The organism is Gottschalkiaceae bacterium SANA (assembly GCA_036323355.1).
GTDB lineage: Bacteria > Bacillota > Clostridia > Tissierellales > GPF-1 > GPF-1.
Genome location: AP028876.1, coordinates 1464033 through 1479185 on the forward strand (window position 1 = coordinate 1464033; position 15153 = coordinate 1479185).

Here is a 15153-nt window from a genome sequence, read left to right on the forward strand (position 1 = left end):
TGTAACCCCCGTCCTTCTCTGTTAGAGTGGAGGAAAGGGGGTTTTTCCCATGCGATTCAAAACAATGATGATTCTTATTCTTGTTGTGGCAGCAGGCTATTTCGGCATGCATTATTTGATTGGCAACGAGGGTGGAGAGTATACCGTTGTGGGTTCGATCAGCAGCAATATGGGAAGCCAGATGAAACAGTCTTATGATAGCTTTGAAGGGACTAAATATCGCACCATTGCGATTGTAAAAGGCACAGAATTCCATTTGAAAGCCTTAATCAAGACGGAGTCTGGAAGTTTGACTCTAAGTTTTATTGATCCCAATGGTGAGGTGCTCTATTCTGAAAGTAATCCAGAGGGATTCGTGGAGGTCAATATTCCCATTGTCACCAGCGGTGAGTACCGTTTGCAGGTGGAAGGGGAGCATCAGGGAAGCTACTCCTTGGATTGGGCTGTTCGAATTTTAGAGAAAGTAGAAGAATAATTCGAATCGGTTTTTTTTGAAGAAACAATTCGGGGTAGATAGAGAAAATTATACAGATAAAAAGATAAAGGGGTGCCAATAAGCATCCCTTTATCTTTTCATATTCAATTGTTTTTTTAGCATGGCCGGGGTGTTGGTAATGATACCGTCTACACCTAATTTCATCATATGCTTGGCAGATAGTTTGGAATTGACTGTATAGGTATAGATGGGGATATTTCGCGTTTTAAGTTCCTTTACGGTTTCTTTGTTTAAGGTGAGGTAATTTGGGTGATAGGTTTGAAAATCATGAGTTTCAATATAGACCCAAGGCGCGATCCAACGGGCTTCTGTTAGAACACCCAGGGGATAGGGCGAGCCCAAAGCACGTAGAGTCACCAAAGCTGGATGGTCAAAGGAAGAAAGTACAAAGCGAGCTGGATTTGCCTCTAGTTTTAAGACCTGGAGCAATTCGGCTTCAATACCTGGATACATGCAGCTGCCGGCCTTCAGCTCAATATTTATCATCAGATCGGTGTCTCGAAAGACGGCAAGGACTTCTTCCAAGCTTGGCAGGACTTGCTTGGGGAAGGTGCCCTTCCAGGCGCCTAGATCATGGGTACGCAGTTCGGCATAGTTGGTATCCTTAATAACAAGGGGGGTGCCTGCTGTGCGTTTAAGATCGAAATCGTGATGAACAACAAGAACACCGTCTTTTGTGCGATGGAGGTCGAATTCGACCCCGTCTGCGCCTTCTTCAATTGCTTTTTCAAAGGCGAGCAGGGTGTTTTCTGGATAGGCGCCCGATGCGCCGCGATGAGCTAATACTTTCATTTTTTCCTCCTAGGAATTATTTCATAATTTTATTATAAACCTAGCGTTTTTTTTTGTATAATAAATTTATGACAACAATTATAAAAACAGAACAAGAAAAAAAGAAAATTATGCGAGTCGCTCTTTTTGCGGGTGAACTGACTCTACGTTATGGCGGGGAAACCTATCGTGTAGAAGAGACGATTGAACGGATGTGCCGAGCGCGTGGATTGATGCATGTCAGTCCTTTTGCTGTGCCCACCGGAATCTTTTTGTCTGATGATCGTCTGGAAGGATTTAGCTTTATAAAGCGAATCAAATCCAGGAGCATCGACTTAAAGCGGATTACGGAATTAAATGATTTAGTTAGAAAATATTGTGGAGGAAATTATACGGAAGACGAAATGTTGGTTAACTTGAAAGAAATTGCCAAGGAGTCCAGTTATCAAAAATGGCATGTTGTTGCGGCAGCGGGTGTCAGCGCCGCTTTTTTCGCCCTTTTGGCTGGTGGAAATGAGCGTAGTTTTGTTGTGTCACTTGCAATGGGCATGCTGATTGCATTTAATCGTCAAATGATGATACGAAAAACATTGACGACCTTGATGGCCGATGGAATTTCGGGATTTTTGGTGGCTATTCTGGCGGTGTTCGCGCAAAGACTGGGTCTGATGAGTGATTTGGGACCAGTTATTATCGGAAATATGATGCCATTGGTACCTGGTGTTGCATTTACCAATGGTCTCCGGGATTTGATCAATGGGGATTTAGTTTCAGGGATTACTCGGGTGGTAGAAGCTATATTGATTGCCTTTGCCATTGCTTTGGGAGTTGGGATTGCACTACAGCTTTTGGTAGGAGGAGGGCTTTAGAATGTTGGCATTTATTTATGCATTTTTTGCGACTGTCGGGTTTGCAATTATATTTCGAGCGCCATTTCGAGCCATTGTTCCTGCCGGTTTGATTGGTGGTGTGGGATGGATTATCTATGTGCAGTTTGAGCAGAGTGGCATGGAGTTGGCGGTTGCTGCTTTTTTTTCCGCACTGGTCATCGGGGTCTTAGGAGAAATCTTTGCTAAACAATTTAAAATGCCGGCAACGACATTTGTCGTCCCCGGCATCGTAACCATTGTTCCAGGTTATCCAATTTACCAATCGGTACTCTATTTAATTCAAAGGGAAACAGCTGCCGCTTCAGCAGAGGCAGCTAATGTCGCTATGATTGGAGTCGGTATCGCAGTAGGGATTTTGATGGCTTCATCTTTCAGTCGCGTGATCCTTAGACGGTTTCGGGATACCAACGGGGGATATGGTGCATAACCAAGATTCCCTCTAATTGCTTGGCGGTTTCACCGGCCACTGGAATTAAAATTGGTGGATCAGATTCATTTCGTAGGTAGAGGGTTGCTTGGGTGTCGGAGAAGCGATAGCCTTGGATGCGATCATAGGGTAAAATCCCTGTGGGATTCGCATAAGCCAGGTGTCCATTCGGATCTGGAATCATAATCCGTGCATCAAATCCAAAAATTAGGATGTGATGTCGGGTGCAAGAAATGATGAGATTCTTCCTGCTGATTCGCAATAAGACTAAATATGCTGCGATGCAAATCGTAGAGACAGAAATGCGGGCCAGATGGAGGCTCCCTAAGCGAAAGGCTGGTAGAAGCAGAAGCAAAAGAATTAGGCCTAGTCCACCGAGGCTGTCGAGTAATCGAAAGCGCAGTGTTGAAAATTGAAGTAAGCTCGTTTCCTTCTGCAATTGTTTTTTGGCTTGGCGGCTTTGGAGAGCCCCGTAAACGGTAAAAAAAACAAGAAGTACGGTCGCATAAGTAGCCGTAGAAATCCATTCCGCCAAATTTGGTTGCGATTGGATCCATTCATTGATGGGATTTGAAATAGCAACAATGGCTCCAAAACTTGCGAGAATTGCAATGAGCAGCGCGAATGCGCTTTGTGTTCGTTTCATTTTGTTCACCTCTCAATAGGATGATTATATCAAGGAAAATCCAAGAAAAAAAGAGGCAGATGATGAATAAAGAAGTACAAGAAGTATTGGACAGGCTACCGGCTAGCCCTGGCGTTTATATTATGCGAAATAAATCTGGCACAGTGATCTATGTCGGCAAGGCGATTTCCTTAAAAAATCGAGTAAGACAATACTTTCAACCTTCTAATTGGAAGATTCCTAAGGTTGCGTCTTTGACTGAGCAGATTGCCAATTTAGACTATGTACTAACGGATTCAGAGATTGAAGCCCTGGTACTTGAAGCCAACTTAATTAAGAAGTATCAACCCAAGTTTAATGTATTATTGCGGGATGACAAGCAGTATCCCTATATTCAGGTGACAACCCATGAAATGTATCCGCGGGTTGTTAAGGTTCGGGATCGGGAAAAGATGAAAGGAAAGGTCTTTGGCCCCTTTGTTAGCGGTCACGCTGTCAATTTGGTGATGGCACATCTTAGAAGACAGGTGCCTCTTCGTACCTGTTCTCTTGCCTTGGACGGAACAAGAAAATTGAAGAGACCATGTTTGAACTATGATTTGGGTCGCTGTCTAGGTCCTTGCCAAGGTGGTATTTCAACAGAAATTTATGATGAGCATGTACAGCGAACGATCAAGGTACTTAGTGGTAAGGATAAAGATTTACAAATAAATCTGAAGGGAAAAATGGTGACCGAGGCTTCGCAGATGAATTATGAAGCGGCTGCAGAGATACGGGATCTATTAGAAGCCTTTAAGCAGATTACCGAGAAACAAAAAATGGTGGAAATGAATCGAGAGGATCGAGATGTAGTGGGGATTGCTCAAAATCAGACCCACACTGTTGCTTATGTCTTCTTTTTACGAAACGGGAAAATCCAAGGACACGACCATTTCCTTTTGGACGGGGGTCAAGGTCAGCCCGTTGGGGAGATTCTTTCTGCTTTTATCCGACAGTTTTATTCGGGTACAGCTTATATCCCGAGGGAGATTCATATGGAATTGCCTGCTGCTGACTTTGAGCAGATTGAGACCTGGCTTTCTCAAGTACGCCAGGGGCCTGTGCATCTGATGGTACCGCAACGGGGAGAAAAACGAAAAATGGTTCGACTGGCAAAGAAAAATGCCGAGAATTTGGTGAATCGTCGAGCAAAAGAAGTTCTTCATCGCCGCGACCATGGAAAAGCCCTAATGGCGAATCTTCAGGAAGTATTGCGCATGGATATCCAGCCCAAGCGATTGGAGGCATATGATATTTCTAATCTTCAGCATGCAGAGATTGTTGGGGCTATGGTGGTCTTTGAAGATGGGGTCAAAAAGAATCAGGATTATCGCAGATTTAAGATACGAAGTATTCAGGGACCTGATGACTATGAAAGTTTTCGAGAGATGATGCGCCGTAGGATCCTGCGGGGTTTGAAGGAACAGAATGAAAATGGCAACAGCCGAAAGGGATTTGCACGATTCCCGGATCTAATATTGGTAGATGGGGGTAAGGGGCAGATTTCTGCCGTCCAAACCGTCTTGGATGAATGTGGGCTTGAACTTCCTATTTGCGGGATGGTCAAGGATGACCATCATCGAACCCGTGCTTTGATTTTTGAGGGAAGAGAAATCGATTTGAAAGCCCATCGGCACCTCTTTCAATTGATTACGCAGATTCAGGATGAGGTACATCGTTTTGCCATCACCTATCATAGGAAGTTAAGGCAAAATACCATGGTGCGATCTGAATTGGATCAAATCAACGGAATTGGGGAGAAACGCAGAAATGCCTTATATCGGGTGTTTGGGTCGATTGATGCTATGGCAGAAGCTGATGTTGAAGCCTTGGCAGAGGTGCCAGAAATGAATAGGCGGAGCGCTGAAGCGGTAGCTGCTTATTTTAAGCAGAAAAGCTCTTCCAAAGAAGCGAAAAATCCCATACAATAGGAGTGAACACATGGAGGTGAAGACATGGCAGAAATTAAGATAGAAGAATTAATCGAGGAACTGGGCTTGGAAGTGATTCATAAAGCGGCGGACCCTACGATTTTTTTAATGGAAGCGGACATAAACCGTCCAGGACTTCAATTGGCAGGGTACTTTGATTTTTATTCCTCTCATCGTCTACAGGTCATTGGATTTGTAGAGTGGTCTTATTTGGAAGAGTTACCAGATGATTTGCGTGAGGAACGTTTACATCGTATGTTAAAGGAAGATATCCCTGCATTGATTATTTGTCGGGATCAGGAGATTAATCCATATATTTTGAAATACGCCAAGCAGTATGATCGCAATGTATTTCGAAGTCGACTAGCAACCTCACGATTTATCACGAAAACCGTTAATTATTTAGATCGTCTTTTAGCCCCACAATTAACACTTCACGGTGTTTTGGTGGATGTTGACGGTGTGGGAATTTTGATTCAAGGAGAAAGTGGTGTCGGAAAGAGTGAGACTGCCTTGGAATTGATCAAGAGAGGGCATCGTCTTGTTGCTGATGATGCGGTAAAAATTAAGTTAATTGATGGAAATCTTTTGGGAAACGCACCAGAATTGATCCGATACTTTTTGGAAGTTCGGGGAATTGGCATTATCAATGTAAAGGAACTCTATGGGGTTGGGGCAATTCGAAATTCCAAGACGATTGAGCTTGTTATGAAATTAGAACTTTGGGATGATAACAAAGCTTATGATCGCATTGGCATGGACGATCACTTTACTTCGATATTGGGCAAAGAGGTACCGGAATTAACATTGCCGGTTCGTCCGGGTCGAAACTTGGCGATGATTATTGAGACTGCAGCTAAAAATCAGCGGCAGAAATCCATGGGATATAATGCAGCGCAGGAATTAAACAATCGAATTTTGAAGCAAACGACAGGAGGAAAATAATTGTGAGGATTGGCATAGACGTAGGTGGAATGAGTTTTAAAGGAGGAATTGTTAACCCAGAGGGGGAAATTCTTTATACCCATGTGGAATCCACGGCAGATCTGAAGGGATATGCAGCTATGGAAGAAAAACTTTTTATTCTGATCGATGCGCTATTGGCTGAAGCAAAGGCGAAAAACTGGTTGGTCGAGTCTATTGGTGTTGGTGTGCCAGGTCTTGCGGATGTGGAATCCAATCAGGTTGTCTATTGTACAAATCTCGGTTGGAACAATGTTCCATTAGGTAGTCACGTGAAAGTACGCTACGGATTGCCAACCTTTATGGATAACGATGCCACCGTGGCAGGGATTGCGGAAAGCGCCAAGGGTTGTACAAGGGGTGCGGAAAATTCAGTCTTTTTAACCCTGGGAACCGGGGTTGGTGGTGGAATTATAATTAACGGCAAGGTGACAAGTGGAACCCATAATAAGGGTTCTGAGATTGGACATATGATTGTCGGAGAAAACTTCTATGATTGCAATTGCGGTAACAACGGCTGCCTTGAGACCTTTGCATCTGCAACAGCTTTAATGAAGGATTTTCAACGTCGAATCCAAGCTGGAGAAGCAACTGCACTTTGCACAGATTCAGATGGTGCCAAGTCGGTTACGGCGAAGGAAATTTTTGACGGGGCCAAGGTAGGAGATCCGGCAGCGGATGCTGCGGTTAAACGCCTCGCTAAATATTTAGGGATAGGTCTTGCTAATGTGGTCAATATGTTGGACCCCGAGGTGATTGCCTTGGGTGGCGGTGTGTCGAAAGCCGGAGATTTTCTTTTGAAGCTAGTGGAGCCGGAGATGCGGAAACGCTTAGTGTTTAAAGAAGGAAAGCAAACGAAACTGGAAATTGCCCAACTCTCAAATGATGCCGGAATTATTGGAGCAGCTATGTTGGCAAATTACAAATAGTTTCAAAATGTGAAAAAATTGTCAATTGTGAAAATCGTTATCACTCTGCAAATAAAATGGAACGAAAACAATATTTTGTAATTATTTGACGGGATCAAATCCAGAAACTATAATGGTACTGTGTTAATATATGTATCCTAAAAGGATACCGATTTTATGAGGGGGTCTTTTGTTTATGGCTAAGGTTTTTAAAACGATGGACGGAAATACCGCAGCAGCTCACGTAGCGTACGCGTTTACTGATGTAGCGGCAATTTTTCCGATCACTCCATCATCTCCAATGGCAGAATATGTTGATCTATGGGCTGCAAACGGTCTAAAAAACATTTTCGGTCAAACAGTAAAAGTTGCAGAATTGCAATCTGAGGGTGGTGCTTCAGGTGCGGTTCACGGTTCTTTGGCAGCAGGTGCCTTGACGACTACATTTACAGCGTCTCAAGGTTTGTTGTTGATGATTCCAAACATGTACAAAATTTCTGGCGAATTGTTGCCAGGCGTATTCCACGTATCAGCTCGTGCGGTTGCAGGACATGCATTGTCAATCTTTGGCGATCATTCAGATGTAATGGCAGCGCGCCAAACTGGTTTCGCGATGCTTGCATCAGGTTCTGTACAAGAGGTTATGGATATGGGTGGTATCGCTCACTTAGCGGCCATTGAAACTCGTATTCCATTTGTTCATTTCTTCGACGGATTTAGAACCTCTCATGAGATTTCTAAAATCGAAGTGATGGATTACAAAGAATTTGTACGTTTGACTGATTTTGAAGCGGTTAACACGTTCCGTAACAACGCATTGAATCCGGAGCATCCGGTAACACGTGGTACGGCGCAAAACCCTGACATCTTCTTCCAAGCAAAAGAATCTGCAAACAAGTTTTATGATGTGGTTCCTGCTGCTGTTCAGAAATACATGGACGAGATCTCAAAAGTTACTGGCCGTTCTTACAGCCTGTTTAACTACTACGGAGCGGAAGACGCTGAGCGCGTAATCGTTGCGATGGGTTCTGTAACAGAAACTGCAGAAGAAACAGTAGATTACTTAATGGCTAAAGGTGAAAAAGTTGGTTTGTTGAAAGTACGTTTGTACCGACCATTCGCGGCAGAAGCATTCTTGGCTGCAATGCCTAAGACTGCTACGAAAATCGCGGTATTGGATCGAACCAAAGAACCAGGTTCATTGGGTGAACCACTTTACTTGGATATTCAATCTGTATACTACGCGCAAGAAACACGACCAGTGATTGTTGGCGGACGTTATGGCTTGGGTTCTAAGGATACAACACCTTCACAAGTGAAGGCTGTATTCGACAACTTGAAATTGGACGCGCCGAAGAACCAATTTACATTGGGTATCAACGACGACGTAACTCATACTTCATTGGAAGTTGGCGAAACAATCGTAACAGAACCAGAAGGAACAATTCGTTGTAAGTTCTGGGGCTTGGGATCTGACGGTACAGTTGGAGCGAACAAAAACTCCATCAAAATCATCGGTGACCACACTGATATGTACGCGCAAGGTTACTTCTCTTATGATTCTAAGAAGTCCGGCGGCGTAACCGTATCACACCTTCGTTTCGGTAACAGCCCAATCCGTTCAACTTACTTGATCAGCGAAGCTGACTTTGTTTCTTGCTCAAAAGAAGCATATGTTAACCAATATGATCTACTTGACGGTTTGAAAAAAGGTGGAAAATTCCTATTGAACACAGTTTGGACTGTGAAAGATTTGGAAACTAAACTACCTGCATCAATGAAGCGATATATTGCCAATAACGAAATCAAGTTCTACACATTGAATGCGACTGACAAAGCGCAAGAAATGGGACTTGGAAATCGTACAAACACCATTCTTCAATCAGCATTCTTCAACCTTGCTAATGTAATTCCATTCGAGGAAGCCAAGCAATACATGAAAGATGCAGTTGTGAAGTCTTATGGTAAAAAAGGTCATAAGATCGTTGAAATGAACCATAATGCGATTGACGCCGGTGCAGATGCAGTGGTAGAAATTGCGGTTCCTGAAGCGTGGAAGACAGCAACAGATGAGCAAACAACTTTGGAAAACATTGCAGCACCTGCATTTATCGAAAACATTTTACGTCCAATCAACGCACAAAAAGGTGATAGCCTGCCAGTTAGCGCGTTCGAAGGTCGTGAAGATGGTACTTTCGACAACGGTTCAGCAGCGTACGAAAAACGTGGTATCGCGGTAAACGTACCTGAATGGATTGCAGACAAATGTATCCAATGTAATCAATGTTCTTTCGTTTGTCCACATGCAGTAATTCGTCCGTTCCTATTGAACGAAGAAGAGCTTGCAAATGCACCTGAAGCTGCTAAAGCAGTTGTAAAAGATGCAAAAGGCAAAGGATTGGAAGGTCTTTCATACAAGATTCAAGTTTCCACTTTGGATTGTACAGGTTGCGGAAACTGTGCGGATATCTGTCCAGTACAAGCACTTGAAATGAAAGCTCTTGCTACACAAGTTGACACAGAAGTTCCTAACTGGGATTATATGATTGGTCAAGTAGAAGACAAAAAAGTTATGACTCCAAACACTGTTAAAGGATCTCAATTCGTGAAACCATTGTTCGAATTCTCCGGTGCATGTGCGGGTTGTGGCGAAACACCTTATATGAAGGCTGTTACACAGTTGTTTGGTGATCGTATGATGATTGCGAATGCAACTGGTTGTTCTTCAATCTGGGGTGGTTCTGCTCCTACTACACCATATACAACTAATGCACAAGGTCAAGGTCCTGCATGGGCGAACTCCTTATTCGAGGACAATGCTGAGTATGGATACGGAATGGCTTTAGCGACTGAGAAGATCCGTGAAGCAGTTGCCATCCAAATGGATGCATTGACGAACATGGAAATTCCTGCAGACGTGAAAGCGGTTTGCGAAGAATGGTTGGAAAATGCTCAAGATGGACAAGCGTCCAAAATTGCAGCAGCGAAAGTCAAAGATCTTCTTGGCAAAGACCTAGGTAGCGAAGAAGCCAATGCAGCGTGGGCAAAAGTAGCAGAGAAGAAAGATTTCTTGGTGAAACGTTCACAATGGATTGTTGGTGGAGACGGTTGGTCTTACGATATTGGATACGGTGGATTGGATCACGTTCTTGCTTCTGGCGATGATGTGAATGTAATCGTATTTGATACGGAAGTATATTCAAACACAGGTGGCCAAGCTTCTAAAGCCACTCCAACTGCAGCTGTAGCGAAATTTGCAGCAGCAGGTATGAGAGTGAAAAAGAAAGATTTGGGCATGATGGCTGCAACTTACGGTTACGTTTATGTAGCACAAACTTCAATGGGCTCTAATAAGAACCAATTTATGAAAGCCTTGCTTGAAGCGGAAGCTTATAAAGGACCTTCATTGATCATCTGTTATGCACCTTGTATCAACCACGGTATTAAAGTGGGCATGGGCAAAACACAAGATCGCATGAAGTTGGCTGTAGATTCAGGATACTGGCATCTATACCGCTTCAACCCTGAGTTGAAGAAACAAGGCAAAAATCCTTTCACTTTGGATTCTAAGCAGCCAACAGCAAGCTTCCAAGAGTTCCTTCAAGGAGAAGTTCGTTATTCATCATTGATGAAGACCTTCCCAGAAGTTGCGGAAGAATTGTACGCACAAGCTGAAGTAGATATGAACGAACGCTACGAAGGCTACAAGCGAATGGCAGAAATGGAGTACTAGAAAATAGCTAAGGGGGAGACGTTCGCGTCTCCCCTTTTTTCTTGTGATTGCGCAGAAGGTCTGACAAGCAAAGCATGAAAGAATTTATTGAATGAAGATGGTCAGCCTTGAGTAATGTTCAAGGCTGAATTTGTTTTTCAAAGCCCGAAAAATAGAGTATACTTAAAGGGATTAAAAATAAAGGATGAGCAGAAAATGAATTGGAATCAGCTATTTGAAAAACTAATAGAAATTAATACAAAAGATCGGGTGTATAGAAATGAGCCCATGAAAAAACATACGAATTTTCGGCTGGGGGGCCCAGCGGCTCTTTTGGTGATTCCCGAGACGGAATCAGCCTTGATTGCCACTGTGAAAACCTTGCGGAGATCGCAAGTGCCGATGCTTTTAATCGGCAATGGAACCAATCTTTTGATTCGCGATGGGGGATTTCCCGGTGTCATTGTAAAGATTAATCACCAGGGAATGAAGATGGTTACCTTGGATGGAACAAAAATTACTGCGGAAGCAGGGGCTCTTTTGAGTACGGTTTCCAAGCGTGCGCAACAGGCGGGTCTATCTGGCTTGGAATTTGCGGGCGGAATTCCCGGCAGTTTGGGCGGGGCGGTTTATATGAATGCTGGCGCCTATGGCGGTGAGATGAAAGATGTTGTCAGCTCGGTTCGGATTTTGAATCAAGAAGGCGAGATCATGACCTTTACACGAGAGGAACTGGCTTTTGGTTATCGAACCAGTCGTTTTCATCAAGCGGGTGATATTGTGTTGTCCATTTCCATGGAGTTGGTGGAGAAAGATCCCAGTGAGATTTTGATGACCATGAAGGCGTTGGACTTTAAACGAACATCCAAACAGCCATTAGACAAACCTAGCGCGGGAAGCACATTTAAGCGGCCAGAGGGCGATTACGCCGGTCGTTTGATCGATGCGGCGGGTCTTCGTGGCCTTCGATATCGAGGGGCACGGGTCTCACCTAAACATTGCGGTTTTGTGATCTTGGATGGCGAAGGCTGTGCCAAGGATGTGGAAACTTTGATCGGCATGATTCAAAAGACGGTCTTTGATCAGTTTGGTGTGCATTTGGAGAGAGAAGTCATAATTCTTGGAGACGAGAAGGGAGAGGTCGATGCATAGACCAACGCGTGAATCCATGGAATTTGTCATTGTAACCGGTTTGTCCGGTGCGGGACGCTCCCAAGCTGCCAATGTATTGGAAGATCTGGGTTATTTTTGCATGGACAATGTACCACCGCAATTGCTGCCGCAATTTGCGATTTTGCATCAGAGTTCTGAATTTCGTATGAAAAAGGTTGCTGCCGTGGTGGATATCCGAGGCGGTCAGTATTTTCAAGACTTATTTGATGTTTTGAAGCAATTTGAAGAAGAGGGACATAGCTATCGTATTCTCTACTTGGATTGTCAGGACGATGTACTGGTGAAGCGATACAAGGAACATCGTCGACCTCATCCTATGAATCCGGATGGGAGCATTTTGGAAGGTATTCAAAAGGAACGGCAGACCCTCAGCCAGATTTTCGAATTGGCGCAAACCGTTATTGACACCTCCAGTTTGACATTAGGAAAGCTTCGAGAACGGATTATCGAGGAACTCAGTGGTGTAAATGCCAGTGACTTGTTTAAGTTGAATGTAATTTCCTTTGGATTCAAGCATGGTATTCCACTGGAAGCTGATCTGGTATTTGATGTTCGATTCTTGCCGAATCCATTTTATATTCCAGAGCTGCGCACCCAAACGGGGAATGATCAAGCCGTGCAGGATTATGTGATGAATTTTGAAGATGCGCAGATCTTTTTGAAGGAAATCGTGCTCATGCTGGAATTTTTGATTCCTCGTTATCAAAAGCAGGGCAAACAGCGCTTGGTTCTCGCTATTGGTTGTACTGGCGGAAAGCATCGCTCAGTGACCCTTGCCAACCGGATTTATGAATCGATGGAGGCAAACACGGAGTATGCGATAAATCTGATTCATCGAGATGAAACAAAGGCGGGAAAATAGCATGGAAAAAATGAATCGAAAAATTGTTGTGATTGGCGGAGGGACGGGGACCTCCGTTCTTTTGTCAGGATTGAAGCATTATTTTAATGATGTGGCGGCCATTGTAACCGTTGCAGATAATGGTGGCGGATCCGGCGTTTTGCGAGAAGATTTGGGGATGCTGCCTCCGGGAGATGTTCGGGCCTGTCTTTTGGCTCTGGCGGAACTGGAACCTGCTATGGAAAAAATGTTGAATCACCGATTCACCCAAGGGCGATTGAAGGGGCAGAATTGCGGAAATCTTTTGATTGCTGCCATGACGGAAATCTACGGGGACTTTGGCCTTGCCATTGAAAAGTTGTCTTCCGTATTGAGGGTGAGTGGTCGGGTCTATCCCATGACCTTGAAAGATGTGAACTTGGCAGCTTGTCTTTCTTCGGGCGTGAAGGTCTACGGCGAGTCTCAGATTCCCTTGGAAGCCATGAAACGTGGGGAGAGAATTCAGCGGCTCTGGTTGGAGCCTGAAGAAGTGGATGCACCGGTAGAATCGGTGGAAGCAATTGCTTCGGCTGATTGCATTATCCTGGGGCCGGGTAGCTTGTATACCAGTATCTTGCCCAATCTTTTGGTACCGGGATTACGGGAAGCTATTGCCAATGCAAAAGCGCCAAGAATTTATGTGTCCAATATTATGTCACAGCCTGGTGAAACAGATGGCTTTGCAGTTCAGGATCATGTACAGGTGATTCGGGATCATGGGGGCATTGGATTGATAGACTATGCATTGATTCATACCGGAGAAGTACCTGAAAATGATTTGGCTCGCTATGAAGAAGATGGGGCGCATTTGATCACCTATGGAAAAGGAGAGAAAGAACAATTGGAGAAATGGGGTATTCAACCGATTGCTGCTTCTTTTGTAGAGGTGTCCAAGGGCTATATTCGTCATGATTCTCATGCCATATCACAAAAAATTCAAGAGCTGCTTATCCACAAGCAGTAGGGAATTTTATACAGACTTTCTACAAATTATGGTATAATAGTCCTATAATGAAGGATGGGAGAGCCCCAATGAGACGAGAGCAGAGTGCAGGAGGAGTAGTCGTATTTCATAATTCCATATTGTTGTTGAAAAAATTCAATGGCGACTGGGTTTTGCCAAAAGGGCGAATTGAACCTGGGGAATCCATGGAGGAGGCTGCCTTGCGTGAAGTTTTTGAAGAGGGTGGCGCCCGAGGAACTATCATTAAGTATTTGAGATCCATCGAATACAGTTTTAATTCTACGCGGTTTAACCGCAAGCAAAAGGTCGTTAAAAAAGTGCATTGGTTTTTGATGGATGTAACAAACATGCGGTCAAAACCGCAAAAGGAAGAAGGCTTTGTCGAGGCGAAGTATATATCCATGGCGCGGGCAGTCGAAATTGCCAAGCATGACGACGAGCGCGATGTCATTCGAATGGCCATCGAAGAGATGAGGGTTGTGTAAAGAATGTCATTTTCAGTAAAAGTTAAAAACGAGATATGCCGATTGGCAGTGCCGCATCATTCTCATGCGCGCACGGAGCTTTATGGGTTTGCCCAGACTCTAGATCTGGCATGGAAAGAAGGCCACTTTGCCTTTGTTACCGAGAATGCAGCTACAGCTAGACGATTTTATTCTTTATTGAAGATGGTGGAACCAGAGGGTTTGGATCTAGAGGTGGAGCGTCAGGTTTATAAAAAGCGACACAGTATTTATCAATTTGATTTTCATTCTGATAACCTTCGGGATCAATTGGTTCATCCTCCCGCATATGAACGCAGTGGGGAATATCGAGACTTTTTGCGTGGTGCTTTTTTGGGAGCTGGATCCATCAGCGATCCGGAGAAAACCTATCACTTGGAGATTGTTACTTTATGTCCGGCGCAAGGGAAACGATTAGAAATCGCTATGGGACATTTTGGATTGAAACCTAAAGAAATCACTCGAAAAGAGCATACTGTGGTGTATTTGAAAGAAGGCGAACAAATTTCAGATTTTCTAACCATTGTGGGGGCAACAGTCGCCATGATGGCTTTTGAAAATATACGTGTGGTCAAAGAGATGCGCAACAATGTCAATCGATTGGTCAATTGTGAAACAGCAAATCTTTCGAAGACGATTAATGCATCTGTAGATCAACAAAGGGCCATCGAAAGCATCGAACGCTATCGCGCTTGGGATGATCTGCCGGATCACCTGAAAGAATTGGCAGAGCTCCGAATGTCTTATCCGGAATCAAGTTTGCGCGAATTGGGAGAAATGCTTCAGCCACCGATTGGAAAGTCCGGTGTTAATCACCGTTTAAAGAAGTTAATGCAGATAGCGAAGGAACTACAAGAGAAGGAGGACTAAA

At 44.1% G+C, this 15153-nt stretch carries 14 protein-coding genes; 12 read left to right on the plus strand and 2 right to left on the minus strand.

All coding sequences use genetic code 11. The features are described 5' to 3' along the window. Positions 1-49: 49 nt before the first annotated feature. The gene (locus tag AC25CA_RS06870) at positions 50-475 is read left to right on the plus strand and encodes a hypothetical protein (protein ID WP_486816316.1); all 426 of its coding nucleotides are present in this window, start codon (positions 50-52) and stop codon (positions 473-475) included. A gap of 90 nt (positions 476-565) precedes the next feature. On the opposite strand, the gene AC25CA_RS06875 is transcribed toward AC25CA_RS06870, so the two are convergent. Next, positions 566-1288, minus strand: a complete 723-nt coding sequence (locus AC25CA_RS06875) for a glycerophosphodiester phosphodiesterase family protein (protein WP_486816317.1) — start codon at positions 1286-1288, stop codon at positions 566-568. A gap of 68 nt (positions 1289-1356) precedes the next feature. Between AC25CA_RS06875 and AC25CA_RS06880 the strand changes: the two genes are divergently transcribed. Together AC25CA_RS06880 and AC25CA_RS06885 are read left to right on the plus strand one after the other, a co-directional pair. Then, positions 1357-2136, plus strand: a complete 780-nt coding sequence (locus AC25CA_RS06880; RefSeq protein ID WP_486816318.1) for a threonine/serine exporter family protein — start codon at positions 1357-1359, stop codon at positions 2134-2136. Between the two features lies 1 nt (position 2137). Further along, positions 2138-2584, plus strand: coding sequence for a threonine/serine exporter family protein (locus AC25CA_RS06885; protein WP_486816319.1), 447 nt, complete (start codon positions 2138-2140; stop codon positions 2582-2584). Here the strand turns inward: AC25CA_RS06885 and AC25CA_RS06890 are convergent. Then, positions 2544-3230, minus strand: coding sequence for a hypothetical protein (locus AC25CA_RS06890; RefSeq protein ID WP_486816320.1), 687 nt, complete (start codon positions 3228-3230; stop codon positions 2544-2546). The genes AC25CA_RS06885 and AC25CA_RS06890 overlap by 41 nt on opposite strands. A 59-nt stretch (positions 3231-3289) precedes the next feature. Here AC25CA_RS06890 and uvrC point away from each other — a divergent pair, with 59 nt between their 5' ends. The 9 genes from uvrC to whiA all read left to right on the plus strand — a co-directional run bounded on the left by uvrC (position 3290) and on the right by whiA (position 15152). Then, positions 3290-5179: an excinuclease ABC subunit UvrC gene (uvrC, locus tag AC25CA_RS06895; protein WP_486816321.1), complete on the plus strand. Its 1890-nt coding sequence runs from the start codon at positions 3290-3292 to the stop codon at positions 5177-5179. Positions 5180-5203: 24 nt separating this feature from the next. Further along, a complete protein-coding gene (gene hprK, locus AC25CA_RS06900; RefSeq protein ID WP_486816322.1) occupies positions 5204-6124 on the plus strand; it encodes an HPr(Ser) kinase/phosphatase in 921 nt (306 codons plus the stop codon). 2 nt (positions 6125-6126) lie between these two features. Continuing rightward, positions 6127-7071, plus strand: coding sequence for an ROK family protein (locus AC25CA_RS06905; RefSeq protein WP_486816323.1), 945 nt, complete (start codon positions 6127-6129; stop codon positions 7069-7071). A 175-nt stretch (positions 7072-7246) separates the two neighbouring features. Continuing rightward, positions 7247-10783 carry a pyruvate:ferredoxin (flavodoxin) oxidoreductase gene (nifJ, locus tag AC25CA_RS06910; protein ID WP_486816324.1) on the plus strand — a complete coding sequence of 1179 codons (3537 nt, stop codon included), beginning with the start codon at positions 7247-7249 and terminating at the stop codon, positions 10781-10783. Between the two features lie 195 nt (positions 10784-10978). Beyond that, positions 10979-11914, plus strand: a complete 936-nt coding sequence (murB, locus tag AC25CA_RS06915; RefSeq protein WP_486816325.1) for a UDP-N-acetylmuramate dehydrogenase — start codon at positions 10979-10981, stop codon at positions 11912-11914. Then, a complete protein-coding gene (gene rapZ / locus AC25CA_RS06920) occupies positions 11907-12797 on the plus strand; it encodes an RNase adapter RapZ (RefSeq protein WP_486816326.1) in 891 nt (296 codons plus the stop codon). The genes murB and rapZ overlap by 8 nt, the downstream gene beginning before the upstream one ends. A gap of 1 nt (position 12798) precedes the next feature. Then, positions 12799-13779, plus strand: a complete 981-nt coding sequence (locus AC25CA_RS06925) for a gluconeogenesis factor YvcK family protein (protein ID WP_486816327.1) — start codon at positions 12799-12801, stop codon at positions 13777-13779. 68 nt (positions 13780-13847) lie between these two features. Beyond that, positions 13848-14264 carry an NUDIX hydrolase gene (locus AC25CA_RS06930; protein ID WP_486816328.1) on the plus strand — a complete coding sequence of 139 codons (417 nt, stop codon included), beginning with the start codon at positions 13848-13850 and terminating at the stop codon, positions 14262-14264. A 3-nt stretch (positions 14265-14267) separates the two neighbouring features. Beyond that, positions 14268-15152 carry a DNA-binding protein WhiA gene (whiA, locus tag AC25CA_RS06935; protein ID WP_486816329.1) on the plus strand — a complete coding sequence of 295 codons (885 nt, stop codon included), beginning with the start codon at positions 14268-14270 and terminating at the stop codon, positions 15150-15152. The last annotated feature ends 1 nt before the right edge of the window (position 15153 follow it).

Coding starts and splice junctions, on each gene's coding strand:
- AC25CA_RS06870 (WP_486816316.1), top strand. CDS start 50: ATGCGATTCAAAACAATGATGATTCTTATTCTTGTTGTGGCAGCAGGC.
- AC25CA_RS06875 (WP_486816317.1), bottom strand. CDS start 1,288: ATGAAAGTATTAGCTCATCGCGGCGCATCGGGCGCCTATCCAGAAAAC.
- AC25CA_RS06880 (WP_486816318.1), top strand. CDS start 1,357: ATGACAACAATTATAAAAACAGAACAAGAAAAAAAGAAAATTATGCGA.
- AC25CA_RS06885 (WP_486816319.1), top strand. CDS start 2,138: ATGTTGGCATTTATTTATGCATTTTTTGCGACTGTCGGGTTTGCAATT.
- AC25CA_RS06890 (WP_486816320.1), bottom strand. CDS start 3,230: ATGAAACGAACACAAAGCGCATTCGCGCTGCTCATTGCAATTCTCGCA.
- uvrC (WP_486816321.1), top strand. CDS start 3,290: ATGATGAATAAAGAAGTACAAGAAGTATTGGACAGGCTACCGGCTAGC.
- hprK (WP_486816322.1), top strand. CDS start 5,204: ATGGCAGAAATTAAGATAGAAGAATTAATCGAGGAACTGGGCTTGGAA.
- nifJ (WP_486816324.1), top strand. CDS start 7,247: ATGGCTAAGGTTTTTAAAACGATGGACGGAAATACCGCAGCAGCTCAC.
- murB (WP_486816325.1), top strand. CDS start 10,979: ATGAATTGGAATCAGCTATTTGAAAAACTAATAGAAATTAATACAAAA.
- rapZ (WP_486816326.1), top strand. CDS start 11,907: ATGCATAGACCAACGCGTGAATCCATGGAATTTGTCATTGTAACCGGT.
- AC25CA_RS06925 (WP_486816327.1), top strand. CDS start 12,799: ATGGAAAAAATGAATCGAAAAATTGTTGTGATTGGCGGAGGGACGGGG.
- AC25CA_RS06930 (WP_486816328.1), top strand. CDS start 13,848: ATGAGACGAGAGCAGAGTGCAGGAGGAGTAGTCGTATTTCATAATTCC.
- whiA (WP_486816329.1), top strand. CDS start 14,268: ATGTCATTTTCAGTAAAAGTTAAAAACGAGATATGCCGATTGGCAGTG.